This is a genomic window from Microbacterium sp. CFBP9034 (assembly GCF_034045255.1).
GTDB lineage: Bacteria > Actinomycetota > Actinomycetes > Actinomycetales > Microbacteriaceae > Microbacterium.
This window is the reverse complement of the sequence record NZ_JAXCWC010000001.1, coordinates 1,535,828-1,552,753: the sequence shown is the minus strand read 5'-3', so window position 1 is coordinate 1,552,753 and position 16,926 is coordinate 1,535,828. Positions and strand designations below refer to the sequence as shown.

General features: G+C 70.7%; 14 protein-coding genes. 6 read left to right on the top strand and 8 right to left on the bottom strand.

What is annotated here, in order from left to right; all coding sequences use genetic code 11:
- Positions 1-100: 100 nt before the first annotated feature.
- The gene (locus SOM19_RS06955) at positions 101-2,392 is read right to left on the bottom strand and encodes a polyribonucleotide nucleotidyltransferase (protein ID WP_320485812.1); all 2,292 of its coding nucleotides are present in this window, start codon (positions 2,390-2,392) and stop codon (positions 101-103) included.
- A 357-nt stretch (positions 2,393-2,749) separates the two neighbouring features.
- Here SOM19_RS06955 and SOM19_RS06950 point away from each other — a divergent pair, with 357 nt between their 5' ends.
- From SOM19_RS06950 to SOM19_RS06940, 3 genes are read left to right on the top strand one after another with little or no spacing between them, the layout of a single operon-like run.
- On the top strand, positions 2,750-2,932 hold the full coding sequence (locus SOM19_RS06950) for a DUF5302 domain-containing protein (RefSeq protein WP_320485811.1): 183 nt from the start codon (positions 2,750-2,752) through the stop codon (positions 2,930-2,932).
- A 14-nt stretch (positions 2,933-2,946) separates the two neighbouring features.
- The gene (locus tag SOM19_RS06945; protein ID WP_320485810.1) at positions 2,947-3,132 is read left to right on the top strand and encodes a hypothetical protein; all 186 of its coding nucleotides are present in this window, start codon (positions 2,947-2,949) and stop codon (positions 3,130-3,132) included.
- 36 nt (positions 3,133-3,168) lie between these two features.
- Positions 3,169-3,852, top strand: coding sequence for a YrhK family protein (locus tag SOM19_RS06940; RefSeq protein ID WP_320485809.1), 684 nt, complete (start codon positions 3,169-3,171; stop codon positions 3,850-3,852).
- 65 nt (positions 3,853-3,917) lie between these two features.
- On the opposite strand, the gene SOM19_RS06935 is transcribed toward SOM19_RS06940, so the two are convergent.
- Complete coding sequence (locus SOM19_RS06935; RefSeq protein ID WP_320485808.1) at positions 3,918-5,369, bottom strand: cation:dicarboxylate symporter family transporter; 1,452 nt, start codon at positions 5,367-5,369, stop codon at positions 3,918-3,920.
- 56 nt (positions 5,370-5,425) lie between these two features.
- Between SOM19_RS06935 and SOM19_RS06930 the strand changes: the two genes are divergently transcribed.
- On the top strand, positions 5,426-6,778 hold the full coding sequence (locus SOM19_RS06930; protein WP_320485807.1) for a sensor histidine kinase: 1,353 nt from the start codon (positions 5,426-5,428) through the stop codon (positions 6,776-6,778).
- Positions 6,775-7,506, top strand: a complete 732-nt coding sequence (locus tag SOM19_RS06925) for a response regulator (protein ID WP_320485806.1) — start codon at positions 6,775-6,777, stop codon at positions 7,504-7,506. The genes SOM19_RS06930 and SOM19_RS06925 overlap by 4 nt, the downstream gene beginning before the upstream one ends.
- On the opposite strand, the gene SOM19_RS06920 is transcribed toward SOM19_RS06925, so the two are convergent.
- The gene (locus SOM19_RS06920) at positions 7,404-9,425 is read right to left on the bottom strand and encodes a glycosyltransferase (RefSeq protein ID WP_320485805.1); all 2,022 of its coding nucleotides are present in this window, start codon (positions 9,423-9,425) and stop codon (positions 7,404-7,406) included. The genes SOM19_RS06925 and SOM19_RS06920 overlap by 103 nt on opposite strands.
- Positions 9,426-9,577: 152 nt before the next feature.
- On the opposite strand from SOM19_RS06920, the gene SOM19_RS06915 reads away from it, so the two are divergent.
- Entirely contained in the window at positions 9,578-11,035 is a 1,458-nt protein-coding gene (locus SOM19_RS06915) for a DNA/RNA non-specific endonuclease (RefSeq protein ID WP_320485804.1), read from the top strand.
- Positions 11,036-11,038: 3 nt separating this feature from the next.
- Here SOM19_RS06915 and SOM19_RS06910 read toward each other — a convergent pair whose 3' ends face one another.
- The 5 genes from SOM19_RS06910 to SOM19_RS06890 form a co-directional block, all read right to left on the bottom strand.
- The gene (locus tag SOM19_RS06910; protein WP_320485803.1) at positions 11,039-11,683 is read right to left on the bottom strand and encodes an FMN reductase; all 645 of its coding nucleotides are present in this window, start codon (positions 11,681-11,683) and stop codon (positions 11,039-11,041) included.
- 1 nt (position 11,684) lies between these two features.
- Positions 11,685-12,884: an LLM class flavin-dependent oxidoreductase gene (locus SOM19_RS06905; RefSeq protein ID WP_320486685.1), complete on the bottom strand. Its 1,200-nt coding sequence runs from the start codon at positions 12,882-12,884 to the stop codon at positions 11,685-11,687.
- Positions 12,885-13,036: 152 nt separating this feature from the next.
- On the bottom strand, positions 13,037-14,785 hold the full coding sequence (locus tag SOM19_RS06900) for a glycoside hydrolase family 13 protein (protein WP_320485802.1): 1,749 nt from the start codon (positions 14,783-14,785) through the stop codon (positions 13,037-13,039).
- Between the two features lie 33 nt (positions 14,786-14,818).
- A complete protein-coding gene (locus SOM19_RS06895; protein ID WP_320485801.1) occupies positions 14,819-15,970 on the bottom strand; it encodes a N(5)-(carboxyethyl)ornithine synthase in 1,152 nt (383 codons plus the stop codon).
- Between the two features lie 69 nt (positions 15,971-16,039).
- Positions 16,040-16,921, bottom strand: coding sequence for an alpha/beta fold hydrolase (locus SOM19_RS06890; RefSeq protein ID WP_320485800.1), 882 nt, complete (start codon positions 16,919-16,921; stop codon positions 16,040-16,042).
- Between the last annotated feature and the right edge of the window lie 5 nt (positions 16,922-16,926).

Sequence of the window (16,926 nt, the reverse complement as noted above, 5' to 3'; positions counted from 1 at the left end):
CATTCGGGGGACATGCATGCGTGATCACGGCGCCAGACGACGGATGCCCGCCCCTCCGTGATGGAGGAAGCGGGCATCCGGACAGTCAGCCTGTCAGGGCTCAGCCTTCGGCCGGAGCCTCCGGACCGGGGTTGGCCGCGGCGCGACCCTCCTGGTCGGCGGCCTCTTCGACCACGGGCTCGAGCGACAGCTTGCCGCGGTCGTCGATCTTCGTGATCTTCACGAGGATCTTCTGACCGACCGAGAGCACGTCTTCGACGTTCTCGACGCGCTTGCCACCCGCGAGCTTGCGGACCTCGCTGACGTGCAGCAGTCCGTCCTTGCCCGGGAGGAGCGAGATGAACGCGCCGAACGTCGCGATCTTGACGACGGTGCCGAGGAACTGCTCGCCGATCTCCGGGTTGGTGGGGTTGGCGATCGCGTTGACCTGGGCGCGAGCGGCCTCGGCCGACGGACCGTCGGTGGCGCCGATGTAGACGGTGCCGTCCTCCTCGATGGAGATCTGCGCGCCGGTCTCGTCCTGGATGGCGTTGATCGTCTTGCCCTTGGGGCCGATCAGCTCGCCGATCTTGTCGACCGGGATCTGCACGCTGATCACGCGGGGCGCGGTCGGAGCCATCTCGTCGGGGCCGTCGATCGCAGCGTTGAGGACACCGAGGATCGTCAGACGAGCCTCGTGCGCCTGCTGCAGCGCGGCGGTCAGCACCGACGACGGGATGCCGTCGAGCTTCGTGTCGAGCTGGATCGCGGTGACGAACTCGCTCGTGCCGGCGACCTTGAAGTCCATGTCGCCGAGGGCGTCCTCGGCGCCGAGGATGTCGGTCAGCGCGGCGTAGCGCGTCTGGCCGTCGACCTCGTCGGACACGAGGCCCATGGCGATGCCGGCGACCGGCGCGCGCAGGGGCACACCGGCGTTCAGCAGGGACAGGGTCGACGCGCAGACGGAGCCCATCGACGTCGAGCCGTTGGAGCTCAGCGCCTCGGACACCTGGCGGATCGCGTACGGGAACTCCTCGCGGCTCGGCAGCACCGGCACGAGCGCGCGCTCGGCGAGGAAGCCGTGCCCGATCTCGCGACGCTTCGGCGAACCGACGCGGCCGGTCTCACCGGTCGAGTAGGGCGGGAAGTTGTAGTGGTGCATGTACCGCTTGTGCGTGACGGGCGACAGCGAATCGATCTGCTGCTCCATCTTCAGCATGTTCAGCGTGGTGACACCCAGGATCTGGGTCTCGCCGCGCTGGAAGATCGCCGAGCCGTGGACGCGCGGGATGACCTGCACCTCGGCGTCGAGCGGGCGGATGTCGGCGAGGCCGCGGCCGTCCATGCGGACGCCCTCCGAGAGGATGCGGCCGCGCACGATCGTCTTGGTGACCGACTTGTAGGCGGCGGCGAACTCGAGCGTCGCGACGGCCGGCAGCTCACCGGACTCGACGGCGGCGAGGAGCTCGGCCTTGACGGCGTCCTTGAGCTCGTCGTCGGCGTTGTTGCGCTGCTGCTTGTCGGCGATCTGGTAGATCGGGACGAGCTTGTCGTAGGCGCGGTGCGCGACGTAGTCGTACGTCTGCTGGCTGTACGGCAGGAAGACCGGGAACTCCTTGATCTCCTTCGACGCCGTGTTTGCGACGACGTTCTGCGCGGCGACGAGCTGCTTGATGAACGGCTTCGAGGCCTCGAGACCCTCGGCGACGACCTGCTCGTTCGGCTTGACGGCGCCGGCCTTGATCAGGTTCCAGGAACCCTCGGTGGCCTCGGCCTCGACCATCATGATCGCGACGTCTTCGTTGCCATCGGCATCCGTGATGACGCGACCCGCGACGATGAGGTCGAAGACGGCCTCCTCGAGCTGCGTGACGGTCGGGAAGACGATCCACTGGTCGGCGTGCTCGCCGTGGCCCGGGATGAGCGCGAGGCGCACACCGGCGATCGGGCCCGAGAACGGGAGGCCCGAGATCTGGGTCGACAGCGAGGCGGCGTTGATCGCCAGCGCGTCGTAGAACTCGCCGGGGGCGATCGAGAGCACGGTCACGACGATCTGCACCTCGTTGCGGAGGCCGTCGACGAACGACGGACGCAGCGGGCGGTCGATGAGACGGCAGACGAGGATCGCCTCGGTGGAGGGGCGGCCCTCACGACGGAAGAACGAACCGGGGATCTTTCCCGCGGCGTACGAGCGCTCTTCGACGTCGACGGTCAGCGGGAAGAAGTCGAAGCCTTCGCGCGGGTGCTTGCCGGCGCTGGTGGCCGAGAGGAGCATCGTCTCCTCGTCGAGGTACGCGGCGACGGCACCCTGTGCCTGCTGCGCGAGACGGCCGGTCTCGAACCGGACGGTGCGGGTGCCGAAGCGTCCGTTGTCGAGGACTGCTTCTGCGGCGGTGATTTCTGGACCTTCCAAGAGGTCACTCCTTCTTTGTTTTCACTCGCGCACCCGTGTGGTGCGCGAGCTTTCGCGAAGGAGCAGGAACAGGCAGATCTCGGCGCGCGACGAAGGCCGCGTACTGCGCCAGCACTGGCCACCAGTAGAAATCCACCCGGCGCATCGGCGACGAGGAGACCACCACAGGGGACCAGCTTCCTGCCGGCCTGCTCCATGAGCTCATGTTGAATTGAGCGGATGCCGCGAGGGCAACCTTTCCGATCCTACCAGTGAGCACCTCCCCCGCCCTCTCCCCGCCGCGATCAGGTGCGCCGGCGCCCGCACCGCGGTGTCGTGAGCGATGACATCGGGTGCGACCGTGCGTAGGCTGGAGCCATGAGTACGGACGATAAGCCGGCCGGCGCGGCATCCGATGAGATGAAGCGCAAGTTCAAAGAGGCACTGGACAAGAAGAACGCCCAGAGCCGCGAAGGCGAGTCGCACCTCGACGGCGACTCGGCCATCCAGGGCACGCATGGCGCCGTGACCAAGCGCGAGTTCCGCCGCAAGAGCGGCTGAGCGACGAGGCCGGCATGAGCGACTTCCGTGAGCGGGTCCCCGACGACGAGCGCGACGTGCCGCTCGACGACGACGTCGAGCTCGTGCTCCCTCCGGCGACCCTCGATCCGATGGAGTCCGTCGAGGCGCAGGTCGACGAACTCGGGCTCGAGGAGCGCGAGTCGGCGATCGAGTCGGGTGAGATCGAGCCCGGGGAGTGAGACGGGATCCGCCTCGGATCGTTCCGGGGTCGGCGCATGACCGCTGAGAGTCGTGCGCCCCAGCCGGCCTCCCCCACGACGGCGCGACGCCTGCGCCGCGAGGCATGGGGCTTTGCGATCGGCTCACTGTGCTTCCTCGCCGGCGCCCTGCCCGTCTACGCGTCCTGGGCCGGGCTGGTCTGGACCAGCATCACGTTCTTCGTCGGTTCGATCTTCTTCACCTCTGCCGCACTGATCCAGCTGGCCCTCAGCGGTCGCCGACCGCCCCGAGAGCACACGAACGCCGCCGACCGCGCCGACTGGTGGTCGGCCGCGATCCAGTTCGCCGGCACTCTGCTGTTCAACGCGTCGACGTTCGCCGCGCTTCTGGCGGCGATCGCCCGCCCCGACGCCGTCGGGGTCGGCTGGCGCCCGGATGCGTGGGGCTCGATCGCGTTCCTCGTGTCGAGCTCGCTCGCGATCGTCGCGACGCGCGACCGGGAGCGCCTGTGGGACCGGGACGCCCGCACCTGGCACGGCACCGGCCTCAACTTCACCGGGTCGGTCGCCTTCGGGATCTCGGCTGTCGCGGCGTATGTCGTGCCCGCGACGGGCGACCTCGTCAGCGAGCAGTGGACCAATCTGGGCACGGCGATCGGCGCGCTGTGCTTCTTCACGGCCGCCGTCCTGTCGCGCCGGACGATCCACCACGGCGACATCGTCCGGCGCCTGCGCCGCTGAGCCGGGGGCACGACGCGCAGAAGGGCCCGACCGCGATGCGGACGGGCCCCTCACTTTGCTGCGGGTCAGCGCATCGGCGCCGCCTCGCGCTCGCGGGCGCGCTGCTCCTTCGCCTCGGCCTCCGCGATCGCGGCCTCTTCGAGTCCCTGCACTCCGACGGCGTCCGGAGCGGTCGACATGCCGTCGTGGTCGTCCCCGGAGAGGGTCGTCTCGTCGAAGGGCAGCTCCCCGGCGAGCACGCGGCGAGCACGAGCGCCGTCGAACTCCTTGGTCCACGACCCGATGAGGACCGTGGCGACCGCGTTGCCGGTGAAGTTCGTGAGCGCACGCCCCTCCGACATGAACCGGTCGATGCCCACGATGACGCCCACGCCGTTGACGAGGTCGGGGCGGTACGCCTGGAGCCCGCCGGCCAGTGTCGCGAGCCCGGCGCCGGTGACGCCGGCGGCCCCCTTGGACGCGATGATCATGAAGACGAGCAGGCCGATCTGCTCGGGGATGGACATCGGGGCGCCCATGCCGCTCGCGATGAACAGAGAGGCCATCGTGAGGTAGATCGCGGTGCCGTCGAGGTTGAACGAGTATCCCGTCGGAACGGTGATGCCGACGACCGGCTTCGAGACCCCGAGGTGCTCCATCTTGGCGATGAGGCGCGGCAGCGCCGACTCGGACGAGGAGGTTCCGACGATCAGCAGGTACTCGCGGGCCAGGTACTTCACGAGGCTGAAGATGTTGACCCGGGTGACGGCGTAGAGGAGGGTGCCGAGGACGCCCACGATGAAGATCGCGCAGGTGATGTAGAACGCGATCATCAGGGCACCGAGCGCCCAGATCGCCGCGATGCCGGTGTTTCCCACCACGGCGGCGATCGCACCGAACGCGCCGATCGGAGCGAGCCACAGGATCATGCCCAGGATGCGGAAGACGAGCGCCTGGAGCTGCTTGACGGCGCCCATGATCGGCTCGCCCTTGGGCCCCATCTGCTGCAGCGCGAAGCCGACGAGCAGGGCGACGAAGAGCACCTGGAGCACGCTCTCGCCGGTGAACGCCGAGAAGAAGGTGGTGGGGATGATGCCGAGGATGAACTCGGTGGTGGTCTTCGCCTCGGCGGTGGCCTCGTAGGTCGAGTTCGCCATGTTCAAGCCCTCACCGGGGTGGAGCAGGTTTCCGACGACGAGGCCGATCGCGAGAGCGAAGGTCGACATCACCATGAAGTACAGCAGCGCCAGGCCGCCGATCTTGCCGACGGTCGCGGCCTTGGCGATCGAGCCGACGCCCACCACGATCGTGCAGAAGATGATCGGGGCGATCATCATCCGGATCAGACCGACGAAGGCCTCGCCGAGCGGCTTCAGCGCGACGCCCACCTCCGGCCAGATCAACCCGACCGCGGCTCCGAGGACCACGGCGATGATCACCGACATGTACAGCCACGTGTGCTTGTCCCAGGCGCGCTTGCCGCGCCGCCAGTTGAAACCGGGAAGTGTGAACGAAGTCGTCCGGGTCGAAAGAGCCATCATCGCCTCCAAGGGGGTGAACCGTCGTTGTCCAGCTGCCGCCGGGACCACCCGGCATGAGACCCAGAGTGCGGCGCCTCGCCGGCGGCGGCGAGTTGTGGTCGTATTGGTCGCAGCGGATGCCGCGGCATCCGCTCGAGGAGGACTTCATGGCCGAGCGGACCCGAGGGGGAAGCGCCGCGTCGCGTGTGTTCCTCGTGGTCGCCGCGTCGGTCCTGGTCCTGGTGGCGCTGCTCGCGGGCGTCCTGGTGCTCGACGCCCAGCGTGCGGCGCGCACCGAGGCGGAGGAGGTCACGCGCGCGGTGGCTTCATCGCTCGCCGTGGTGCCGGAGGTGATCGAGGCCCTGCCCGGGCCCGGCGCCTCGGAGGTGCTCCAGCCGATCGCCGTCGAGGTGATGGAGCAGGCTCATGTCGACTTCATCACCATCATGACGCCCGACGGCATCCGGGTGACGCACCGCGATCCGGCGGAGATCGGCCGCCCGTACCTCGGGACGATCCCCGCCGAACGGATCGTCACGACGGAGGAGTTCGCCGGAACGCTCGGGCCGTCGGTGCGCACGATCGCGCCGGTCATGCGCGACGGCGAGCTCGTCGGCTGGGCCTCGGTGGGTGTCACCATCGGCAGCATCGCGACCGACATCCTCCCCCGCCTTCCGTTCGTCGTCTCCATCGCACTCGCGGTGCTCGCCGCGGGCCTTCTCGGTGCGTTCCTCGCGCGCCGGACCACCCGGCGCCTCGCGGGCGACCTTCCGGCGGGCAGCATCCGCGACGCCGTGGCGTCGTACGAGTCGGTGCGGACCCTCGGTGAAGCCCTGCGCGCGCAGACGCATGAGCACGGCAACCGCATGCACACCGCGGTGTCCCTGCTGGAGCTGGGACGCACCCGCGAGGCGATCGACATCCTGACCGAGACGTCGCGTCAGAGCCAGGCGCTGGTGGACCAGGTCGCCGCACGCCGCGACGGCGACCCCACGGTGGGCGCCCTGCTGCTAGGCAAAGCGGCCCAGGCGCGCGAACGCGGGGTCGAATGGACCGCCGACATCGATCCCGCCGCGCCGCGGAGCACGCTCTCGCCGGTGGACGCCGTGTCGGTCGTCGGAAACCTCATCGACAACGCGCTCGACGCGGCGGCGGCGGGTGAGGCGCCGCGGTGGGTGCGGATCGCCTTCGCACCCGCGGAGGGCGGCGCCCTCCGGATCGAGGTGGCGGACAGCGGGGACGGGATCCCGCCGGAGCTCCTCGATCGCGTGTACGAGCACGGCTTCTCGACCAAGACCGCCGGCGCGGAGGGCCGGGGCGTCGGCCTCGCGCTCGTCAGATCCATCGTGGAGTCGGCGGGCGGCGGCATCCGGCTCACGCCGCAGCCGACGACCTTCGCCGTCACCCTGCCGGCGAGACGGTCATGATCGGCGTCCTGCTCGTCGACGACGACGCGCTCACGCTCGAGCTTCACCGCACCTACGTCGGCAGGCTCGACGGATTCGAAGTGGTCGGCGAGTGCACCGGCGCTCGCGCGGCTATCGCGGCGGTGCTCGAGCGGCCCGGTGCGATCGATCTCGTCCTGCTCGATGTGACGATGCCCGACGGCACCGGACTCGACGTCCTCCGGCACGTGCGGGCCCGCTGCGCGCAGGTCGACGTCATCGCGATCACCGGCGTCCGCGACTCCGAGGTCGTGCGTCAGATGGTGGGGCTCGGCGTCGCCCAGTACCTCGTCAAGCCCTTCACGTTCGCGGTCTTCCGCGAGCGCCTGGAGCAGTACCGCGAGTACCGCCGGCGCGCCGACGAATCCGCGGGCACCGCCACCCAGGCCGAGATCGACGCGCTGCTCGGCGCCCTCCGGCCGTCTGCTCCCGTGACGATGCCGAAAGGACTCTCGGTCGAGACCCTGACGCGGGTGACCGAGGACGTCCGCGCACATGGACCGGTCTCTGCGGGCGAGGCGGCGCAGCGGCTCGGGATGTCGCGGGTCTCGGCCCGCCGCTACCTCGAGCACCTCGCCGAGACCGGCCGGGTCATCCGCTCGCCCCGCTACGGCACGCCGGGGCGCCCCGAGTCGGAGTACGGCTGGAGCGGCGGCTCGTCCGTCCGGGCGGCGGAGCGCACGTCGCCGCGCCCGCCGACGACGACGTAGCCGCTGTGCTTCGGGGCGATGCCGTCGCCGGCCGTGCGTCCCCGGAGGCGCCGCCACGCCCACGGCAGCGCGTCACGGCGCAGCCACGACCCGGGGACGACGGGATCGTCGTCGGCGTGCAGTGCCGCGTCGAGCCCGCCGAGGGCCTCGGCGTCGGGAACGCCGAGAGCCTCGGCGGCGCGGTACGCGAGGAACCGGTGCCCGCGTGAGCGCAGATGCACCCGGTCGTCCGCCCACAGCTCCAGCTCGCCGACCGCCGGCAGGGCGTCGACGTCGAGCAGCAGGGCGCCGGTGCCGGCGGCGATCCGCCGGAGCTCCGAGGCGAAGGCGGCGAACCGGCGCACGAAGATCCTCGCCGCGCGCCGCCGCGGCAGGAAGGGAGTGACCAGGAGCACGTCGATGCCGGCGCTCCGCAGGATCCGCACGGCGGCCTCGAGCTCGGCGGCGAGCGCCGGCACGTCGACCCGGCGCGAGACGAGGTCGTTGGCGCCCATCAGGATCGACACCAGGTCGGGACGGAGCGCCAGCGCGCGGGGCAGCTGCTCGACCGTGAGATGCCGCACGCGTCGGCTGCGGACCGCAAGGTTCGCGTAGCGGAACGGCTCCGCGGCGACGCCCTCATGAGCGAGGAGCTCTGCCAGCCGGTCCGCCCAGCCGCGGTGCTCCCCCGGACTCATCCGCGACGTGTCGCCCAGCCCCTCCGTCAGCGAGTCGCCGAGCGCGACGTAGCGGGACCAGCGCGGCCGGGCCGCCGCCGGCGGCGTGGGGACCGAAGGTCGGATGGGGGCGCGGTGGAGCATCGCGTCGTCGAGAGGGCGCAGCATCCGAGCCTCGTCGTAGTGGCCCACCAGCTGGCGGCACACGGCGTCCCACGTCCGGTCGCGGACCGAATCGCCGGCGGATGCCGCGAACGCCCGGCGCTTGCCCTCGTCGCCCACCAGGTCCGCGACGCGTCCGCGCAGGTCGCGGAGGTCGCCCGGCCGGTACAGCCACCCGTCGATGCTCGAGCGCACGAGATCCAGCGGGCCGCCGACGCCGGTGGCCACCACCGGCACACCGCTCGCGAGAGCCTCCTGGATCGTCTGACCGAACGTCTCGCTCTCGCCGGGGTGGACGAACACGTCGAAGCTCGCGAGCGCCGTGGCCAGTTCGTGGCCGCCGAGGTGCCCGGTGAACAGGGCACCGGGGAGCGCCCGCTCGAGCGCGGCACGCGACGGCCCGTCGCCCACGATCACCAGTCGGGTGCCCGGCAGGTCGGCGAGCGCCGCGAGATCCGCCACCTGCTTCTCGGGCGCGAGCCGGCCCAGATAGCCGATGATGGTCTGCCCGGGGGCCACCTCTCTCCGCCACTCCTCGCTCCGGTGGCGGGGCGCGAAGCGCGTGCCGTCGACGCCGCGACCCCACGTGCGCAGGCGATCGATCCCGAGCCGCTCGAGCTGCCGGCTGGACGACGTCGAGGGCGCGAGCGTGAGGGTCGCCCGTCGATGCAGGCGAGCCACGTGACCCTCGACCAGCGCAGTGGCCCGGGGCAGCCCGTACTTCTTGGCGTACGCGACGATGTCGGTCTGGTAGACGGCCACCGTCGGCACCCGCAGCGCATCGGCGGCGGCGAGTCCCTGCCAGCCGAGGACGAACGGCGACGCGAGGTGCACCACGTCGGGGCGGAACTCCCGCAGGATGGCGGTGAGCCTCGCTGCCCGCGCGAACACGATGCGCACGTCGGGATAGCTCGGGAGCGGCACGGAGCGCAGCAGCTCGGCGCGGGCGCCGTGGAGGTCGCCGTCGACCTCGCCGGCCCGTGGGGCGACGACCAGGGTCTGGTGACCCTCCGAGGCGAGGTGCCGCAGCACCTGGAGGACGGAGCCCGTCACCCCGTTCATGTGGGGCAGGAACGATTCGGCGAGCAGTGCGACTCTCACGGTTCCAGGGTGACCGGCCGGCGGCCCGCGGATGCCCCGAACCGGCGCGCAGGCCGGACTGTTCACCGGATTCACGTCCGGGCGTCACCTGCCGTGCGCTCACCTCGCCGCCCGTTCGCCGCGCGTTCACCGCCTGCTGGTACCCAGGTGCGGTGACCGAGGAGCTGCTCGCCGCACTGGCTGCAGAGCCGTGGGCGCTCCCGCTCCTGTTCGCGCTCGTGCTCGGCGATGCCTTCCTCGTGGTGATCCCCGGCGAGGCGGCGGTCACGGCCTACGGCGCCCTCTCTGCGTCGACGGGGTCGCCGCCCCTCCCGGCCGTCATCCTGGTGGCCGCCTCTGCGGCCGCGCTCGGCGACGGCTGCTGCTATCTCGTCGGGCGCACGGTGGGGCTCGACCGCTGGGCGTGGATGCGCACACCTAGCGTGCGATCGGCCTTCGCGTGGGCGCGGGCGCGACTGGACCGCCGCATCGGCACCGTCGTCTTCACCGCGCGCTTCATCCCGTTCGCACGCCTGGCAGTGAATCTCGTCGCCGGAGCGTCGCGCGTGCCGGCACCGCGCTACGCCGCCGTGGTCGTGCTCGCCGCCCTCGCCTGGGCGGCGTACCAAGCCCTCATCGGGGCCCTCGTCGCGCGGATCCTCCCGGGTGGCCCGGCCGTCGCGGTGGTGGCCTCCATCGTCGTGGCGGTCGGCGTGGGCGTCGCCCTGGACGCCGTCCTCGCCCGGGCGCAGCGCAGGCGAGGACAGCCGATGCCGCCCGACGTCGCCCGCCCACGCCAGGATGGAGCAATGTCAGACGCGACCCCGACCGGCTATGACGAGGCCTTCCTCGGCATCCCGCTCCCCCTTCCCCGGCCGCTCGGCGACTCGACGATGCGCGAACTGCCGTATGCGCGGTTCACCGTGCTCCTCGATCCGCAGCGGCGGCTCGCAGCCGTGACCGCCGTGAACATCGACGGCGCGACGCTGCAGGACCTGCCCCGCACTGGCGACTGGGAGCTCGATCCGCGCGCACCGGCGTCGGAGCAGACCGGCGCCGCCGTGTACGCGTCGAACGACCTCGATCGCGGCCACCTCGTGCGCCGGCGCGACCCCGGCTGGGGCACGGTCGCCGAGGCCCGCGCGGCGACGGAGGCCACGTTCTCGTACACGAACGCCGCTCCGCAGGCGGCGGGGTTCAACCAGTCGAAGGAGCTCTGGCTGGGCCTCGAAGACCATGTCCTCGGCTACGCCGACACCACCGACCAGCGCCTCAGCGTCGTGACGGCGCCCGTGCTCGCCCCGGACGACCCGCCCTACCGCGGGATCCTCATCCCGCGCCGCTTCTTCAAGGTCGCGGCGTGGGCGGCCGACGGCGACGGTGCCACGCGGCTCCGGGCCGCGGGGTTCGTGCTCGACCAGTCGGAGATCATTGACACGAGCCTCGGCGCACTGGCCGCCCCGCCGCTCGGCGGATTCCGGACGTTCCAGGTGCCCATCGGCGACATCGAGGCGCTCGCGGGCATCGACCTCGGCGCGCTCGTCGAGGCCGATGTACTGCCCACGACGACGGTGCGCGGACAGGACGCCTGGCGTCCCGTCCGCGCACCGGAGGATGTCGTGCTGGGCTGAGGCCTACTCGCCGGAGAGGCCGCCCAGAAGGTGGCCGAACGACCTGCCCTCGCCGAGGTAGTTGGCAGGGTCGAACGGGTCGTCGTTCTTCGCCGGCTCACGTCGTGCGATGGCATCGGCGAGCTCGCGCGCGCCGCGCTCGATGCGCTCACCGAGCGGTGCGACCTGGTCGCCCGCCGCACCCCAGTCGCTCGACGCCGCGAACACACCCGTCGAGACGGGCTCGGCGTGCAGGTAGGTGAACAGCGGCCGGATCGCGTAATCGATCGCGAGCGAGTGCCGGGCGGTGCCGGCATTCGCGCCGATGAGCACCGGCTTGCCGGTGAGCGCGTCGGGATCGAGCACGTCGATGAACGACTTGAACAGCCCCGAGTAGCTCGTCGAGAAGATCGGCGTGACCGCGATGACGGCGTCGGCCGAGACGACGGTGTTGACCATCGAGTCGAGCGCGGGCGGCGCGAAGCCGGTGAGGAGGTTGTTCGTGATGTCGTGCGCGTAGTCGCGCAGCTCGAACACGTCGACCTCCACCTCGATCTCGCGCTCCGCGAGCTGCTTCGCGGTCGCGGCGGCGAGGCGGTCGGCCAGGAGGCGCGTCGAGGACGGGTTGGAAAGCCCGGCGGAGACGACGGCGATACGGCGCGCGGTCACGTCAGGCCCCCTTCCGTCCGACGCCGAACGCCGCACCCGCGGGCGCAGGCGCGTCGCGGTACGGGCTGTCGCCGACGAGGTTGTCGCCGCGGTTCGCACCCGGGGTCGCCTGGCGAGGCGCCTGGTCGCCGTACGCGGCCTTGACGAGGTTGGCGTGGGTCGGGGCATCCGGGGTGTCGGCCGGACGGTTCTTCGCGAGCTCCTTGCGCAGCACCGGCACGACCTCGCCGCCCAGGATGTCGAGCTGCTCGAGCACCGTCTTCAGCGGAAGGCCCGCGTGATCGATCAGGAAGAGCTGACGCTGGTAGTCGCCGTAGTAGTCGCGCATCGAGGCATAGCGGTCGATGACCTGCTGCGGCGAGCCCACCGTGAGCGGCGTCATCTCGCTGAAGTCCTCGAGCGAGGGCCCGTGACCGTACACCGGCGCGTTGTCGAAGTACGGGCGGAAGCGGTTGACCGCGTCCTGCGAGTTCGCCGCCATGAAGACCTGGCCGCCGAGGCCGACGATCGCCTGCTCGGGCGTGCCGTGGCCGTAGTGCGCGTAGCGCTGGCGGTACAGGGCGATGAGGCGCTGGTAGTGCTCCTTCGGCCAGAAGATGTTGTTCGCGAAGAAGCCGTCGCCGTAGTACGCGGCCTGCTCCGCGACCTCAGGCGTGCGGATGGAGCCGTGCCACACGAAGGGCGCGACGCCGTCGAGCGGGCGAGGGGTCGAGGTGAAGCCCTGCAGCGGGGTGCGGAACTGGCCCTCCCAGTCCACGACGTCTTCTCGCCAGAGGCGGTGCAGCAGGTTGTAGTTCTCGATCGCGAGCGGCAGGCCCTGGCGGATGTCCTTGCCGAACCACGGGTAGACCGGACCGGTGTTGCCGCGGCCGAGCATGAGATCGACACGGCCGCCCGACAGGTGCTGCAGCATCGCGAAGTCCTCGGCGATCTTGACCGGGTCGTTCGTGGTGATGAGCGTCGTGGCCGTCGAGAGCACGAGGCGCTCGGTCTGCGCGGCGATGTACGCGAGGGTCGTCGTGGGAGAGGACGACCAGAACGGCGGGTTGTGGTGCTCCCCGAGGGCGTAGACGTCGAGGCCCACCTCCTCCGCGTGCTTGGCGACGGTGACGGCGTTGCGGATCTTCTCCGCCTCGCTGAGGGTCTGGCCGGTGGTCGGGTCCTCGGTGATGTCGCTCACCGTGAAGATGCCGAACTGCATTCCGGGCCACGTGGTGGTGTCGCTCACGATCCTTCTCCGATTCAGGATGCCGGGGCATCCGTTTCTATTCATGTGAATGTAATAGAGGAGAACGCCGACCTGACGAGAGTATTCCCGAACTCGCCGCGACGCATGCGCGAACCCGCGAAGCGTCAGTCGCGGATTCGGTAGACCACCGCTTCCCAGGGCCTCAGCGTCACCGATCGGCCCATCGATGCGGGCGGATCCGGGTGATTGCCGAGCGCGACCGACTCGGGACCCACCGCGAACGGAACCTCGATCGTGCGCTCCTCCCCGGTGAAGTTGCCGAGCACCCCGAGCGACGCATCGCCCCACGTGCGGGTGAAGGCGTACACGTGCGGGTCGTCGGCCAGCACCAGCTCGAAGTCGCCCCACCGCACGACCGGGTCCTCGTGGCGCAGCGCGATGAGCCTCCGGTAGTGATGGAAGACGGATGCCTCGTCCGCCCGCTCGGCCTCGGCGTTGATGGTCACGTGATTGGGGTTGACCGCGATCCACGGCTCGCCGCCCGTGAAGCCCGCCTGGGGCGAGGCATCCCACTGCACCGGCGTGCGCGCGTTGTCCCGGCTGCCGAAGGAGAGCGCCTCGAGCAGCTGCGCGTCGTCGAGGCGGCCGTGCGCGCGCGCCTCGGCGGCGAACCGCAGGGACTCGATGTCGCGATAGTCGGCGAAGTCGGAGAAGTATGCGTTCGTCATGCCGAGCTCTTCACCCTGGTAGACGTACGGCGTGCCGCGGTGCAGGTGCAGGACGGTCGCGAGCATCGTGGCCGATTCTCGGCGGTACGCCCCGTCGTCGCCGAAGCGGGAGACGACCCGCGGCTGGTCGTGGTTGTCCCAGTAGAGGGAGTTCCATCCGACGTCCTGGAGGCCCGTCTGCCAGCGGCCGAGAGTGGCCTTGAGCTCGCGCAGGTCGAGCGGACGACGGTCGAACCGCCCGCCGGGACCGTGGTCGAGCCCGACGTGCTCGAACGTGAACACCATGTCGAGCTCGCCGCGGGCCGGGTCGGTGAACAGCCTGCCGTCCTCGACCGTCGCGCCGGGGGTCTCGCCGACCAGGAGCAGCGCGTCTCGGCGACCCTCGAAGACCTCGCGGTGCATCTCCTGCAGGTACTCGTGCAGCCGGGGCCCGTTCATGGTGTGCGGCCCGGCGTCGCCGTACGGGCCCGCCGACACGATCCCGTCGGCGAGCGACCCGTCCTCGCCGACCGCCTTCGACACCAGGTTGATCACGTCCATGCGGAAGCCGTCGATCCCGCGATCGAGCCACCACCGCATCATGTCGTAGATCGCCTCGCGCACCTCCGGGTTCTCCCAGTTGAGGTCGGGCTGCTTGCGGCTGAACAGGTGCAGGTAGTACTCCCCCGTCGCCTCGTCGAGCTCCCACGTCGGGCCGGAGAAGAACGAGGCCCAGTTCGTGGGCTCGGCACCGGGGTCGCCGGGAGCGAACCCCTCTCGCGCACCGCGCCACCAGTACCAGTCCCGCTTCGGGCTGTCCTTCGACGCCCGGGACTCGACGAACCAGGGGTGCTCGTCGCTCGTGTGGTTCACCACGAGGTCCATCACGACGCGGATGCCGCGCTCGTGCAGCGCCGCGACGACCTCGTCGAGGTCGGCCAGCGTCCCGAACAGCGGGTCGACATCGCGGTAGTCGCTGATGTCGTAGCCGTTGTCGTCCTGCGGACTGCGGTAGACGGGCGAGAACCAGACGACGTCCACGCCCAGCTCAGCGAGATGGTCGATGCGCTGCAGGACGCCGCGGAGATCGCCGACACCGTCGCCGTCGGAGTCCTGGAACGAGCGCGGGTAGATCTGGTAGACGACGGCGGAGGTCCACCAGGGTGCGGACTCCTGGGCGTCGCCAATGCTGCGGTCGTCGGTCATGGGAGCCTCCCTGGTGATCGAGGTGGAGCGGGGTCAGACCCCGATGCGCGCGTGCGGGTGGGCCGCTTCACGGTGCTGGAACTCCAGGATGGCGGGGTTTCGGATCACGCCGTCGGCGATCTCGATGGCCCGTCGGATCGTCTCGCTCTCCGCCCAGGCGTCGGGGCCGGCCATCACTGTCGGCACGAAGCCGAGCAGGCCCTCGCTGATCTCCCAGCTCGCCGAATTCCATAGGTACGAGGGGCTGTGGTCGACGCCGTAGTAGTTGATGGAGTCGCCGACCGTGAACATGGGATCGGCGAAGCTCGTCGGCCGCGCCCACTCGAACCCCATCCCCTCGTCGCAGGAGACGTCGATGATCAGGCTGCCCGGGCGGAAGGCCGCCAGGTCGCTCTCCCGGAGGTAGAGCAGCGGCCGGTTGGGGTCCTGCAGCGTGCAGTTGACGACGATGTCGCTCTCCGCGAGGAACGGGGCGAGAGGCACACGGCCGTCGTCGGTGATGACCTCACTGAGGTAGGGACCGTCGTCGTGGTCGAACTGGATCATCTGCACCGCGTGGATGGGAGCGGCCACCGAGGCCGTGCGGCGATTCGTGAGGACGCGGACATCGTGTACGCCGTGGGCGCGCAGCGCCGTGACGGCACCGCGGGCCGTCGCACCGAACCCGATCACGACCGCGGTCAGGCGCCGCCCGTAGTCGCCGGTCGAGCCGCAGAGCTGCAGGGCGTGGAGCACGGACGAGTAACCGGCCAGCTCGTTGTTCTTGTGGAAGACATGGAGCCCGAAGCTGCCGTCGCCGCCCCAGTGGTTCATCGCCTCGAACGCGATGACGGTCAGGCGCTTGTCGATGGCGATCTGGGTCATCTCGGCGTCCTGCACGAGGTGGGGCCAGCCCCAGAGCACCTGGCCGTCGCGCAGGTCGCGGACGTCGTCGGCCTGCGGCTTCGGGAGGAGCACGACGCCGGACGCCTCGATGACCTTCGCCCGAGGGACGACAGCAGCCACCAGCGGACGGAGCAGGTCGTCGGCGATGCCGAACCGCTCGCCGTAGCCCTCCTCCACGATCACACGCGCGCGCACCTCTTCGGGAAGCCGGTCGAAGTGGTCGGGATGGATCGGCACCCGCCGCTCGTCGGGCTTCCGAGAGGCGCCGATCACGCCGAGGATGAGTGGTTCTGCGGGCATCGTGCGCCTCGTTCCGTGCGCCGGGCGGAAGATCCCTCCGGAGTCCCGACGCTACACCGGCGTCCGCTCTCAGGCGTCGCCGAAGAGGGCGACCATATCGCGCACCAGCTGGTGCGGCGCGGTCTCGCACGGCGCATGGCCGGTCGGATACACGGCCATGCGGGCGCCGATGCGGTGCGCGTACTCCGCGTGCTGCTCGGTGGGCCAGAGGTCCTGCTCGCCGACCGCGATGAGCTTCGGGATGCCGATCCCGGCCACGTCGTCGGCGATGTCGGGCATCGACATCATGAGCGCGACGACGTCGTCGATCACCGGTCTCCGTGTGACGGCCATCCGCTCGCGCACGAAGGCGATCCGCAGCGGCGGCGTGCGGTTGAGGTTGTAGCGGATCCCCCACAGGATGAGTCCCGCCGCCCGGTGCGGGGGCATGTCGGAGATCGGCCCGATGTGCTTGACGCCCCGGAACACCTGACCGGTCGCGGGCGGCGCCGCCATCAGGGTGAGGCTCGCGAACAGGTCGGGACGCTCGACCATCGCGAGCTCGGCGAGCAGTCCGGCGAAGCTGTAGCCCAGGACGTGTGCCGGCGCAGCCCCGTCCTCGAGGATCGCGATGAAGTCGTCGAGGAACAGGCGGTAGTCGTAATGCTCGCGCGGCGGGTCCAGGTGGTGGGGGCCGGCGTCGGCGGAGCCGTAGTGGCCGGCCAGATCGTACGACTCGACGCGGTAGCCGGCGGCGGCGAACAGCGGGAAGAGCAGGACGAAGTCCTCCTTCGACCCGGCGACCCCCGAGACCAGCACCACCCGCGGCGCGTCGGCGTCGCCCAGCCGCACGCGCGCCAGTCCGCCGCTCGGTGCGGCGAACATGTCGTGCACGGTCCCCTCGGGGAACACGCGCCAGTCGATGTCCGTGAGGGCGCGGTCGTGGGCCAGCGCATCGTCGATCGTTGTCATCGCGC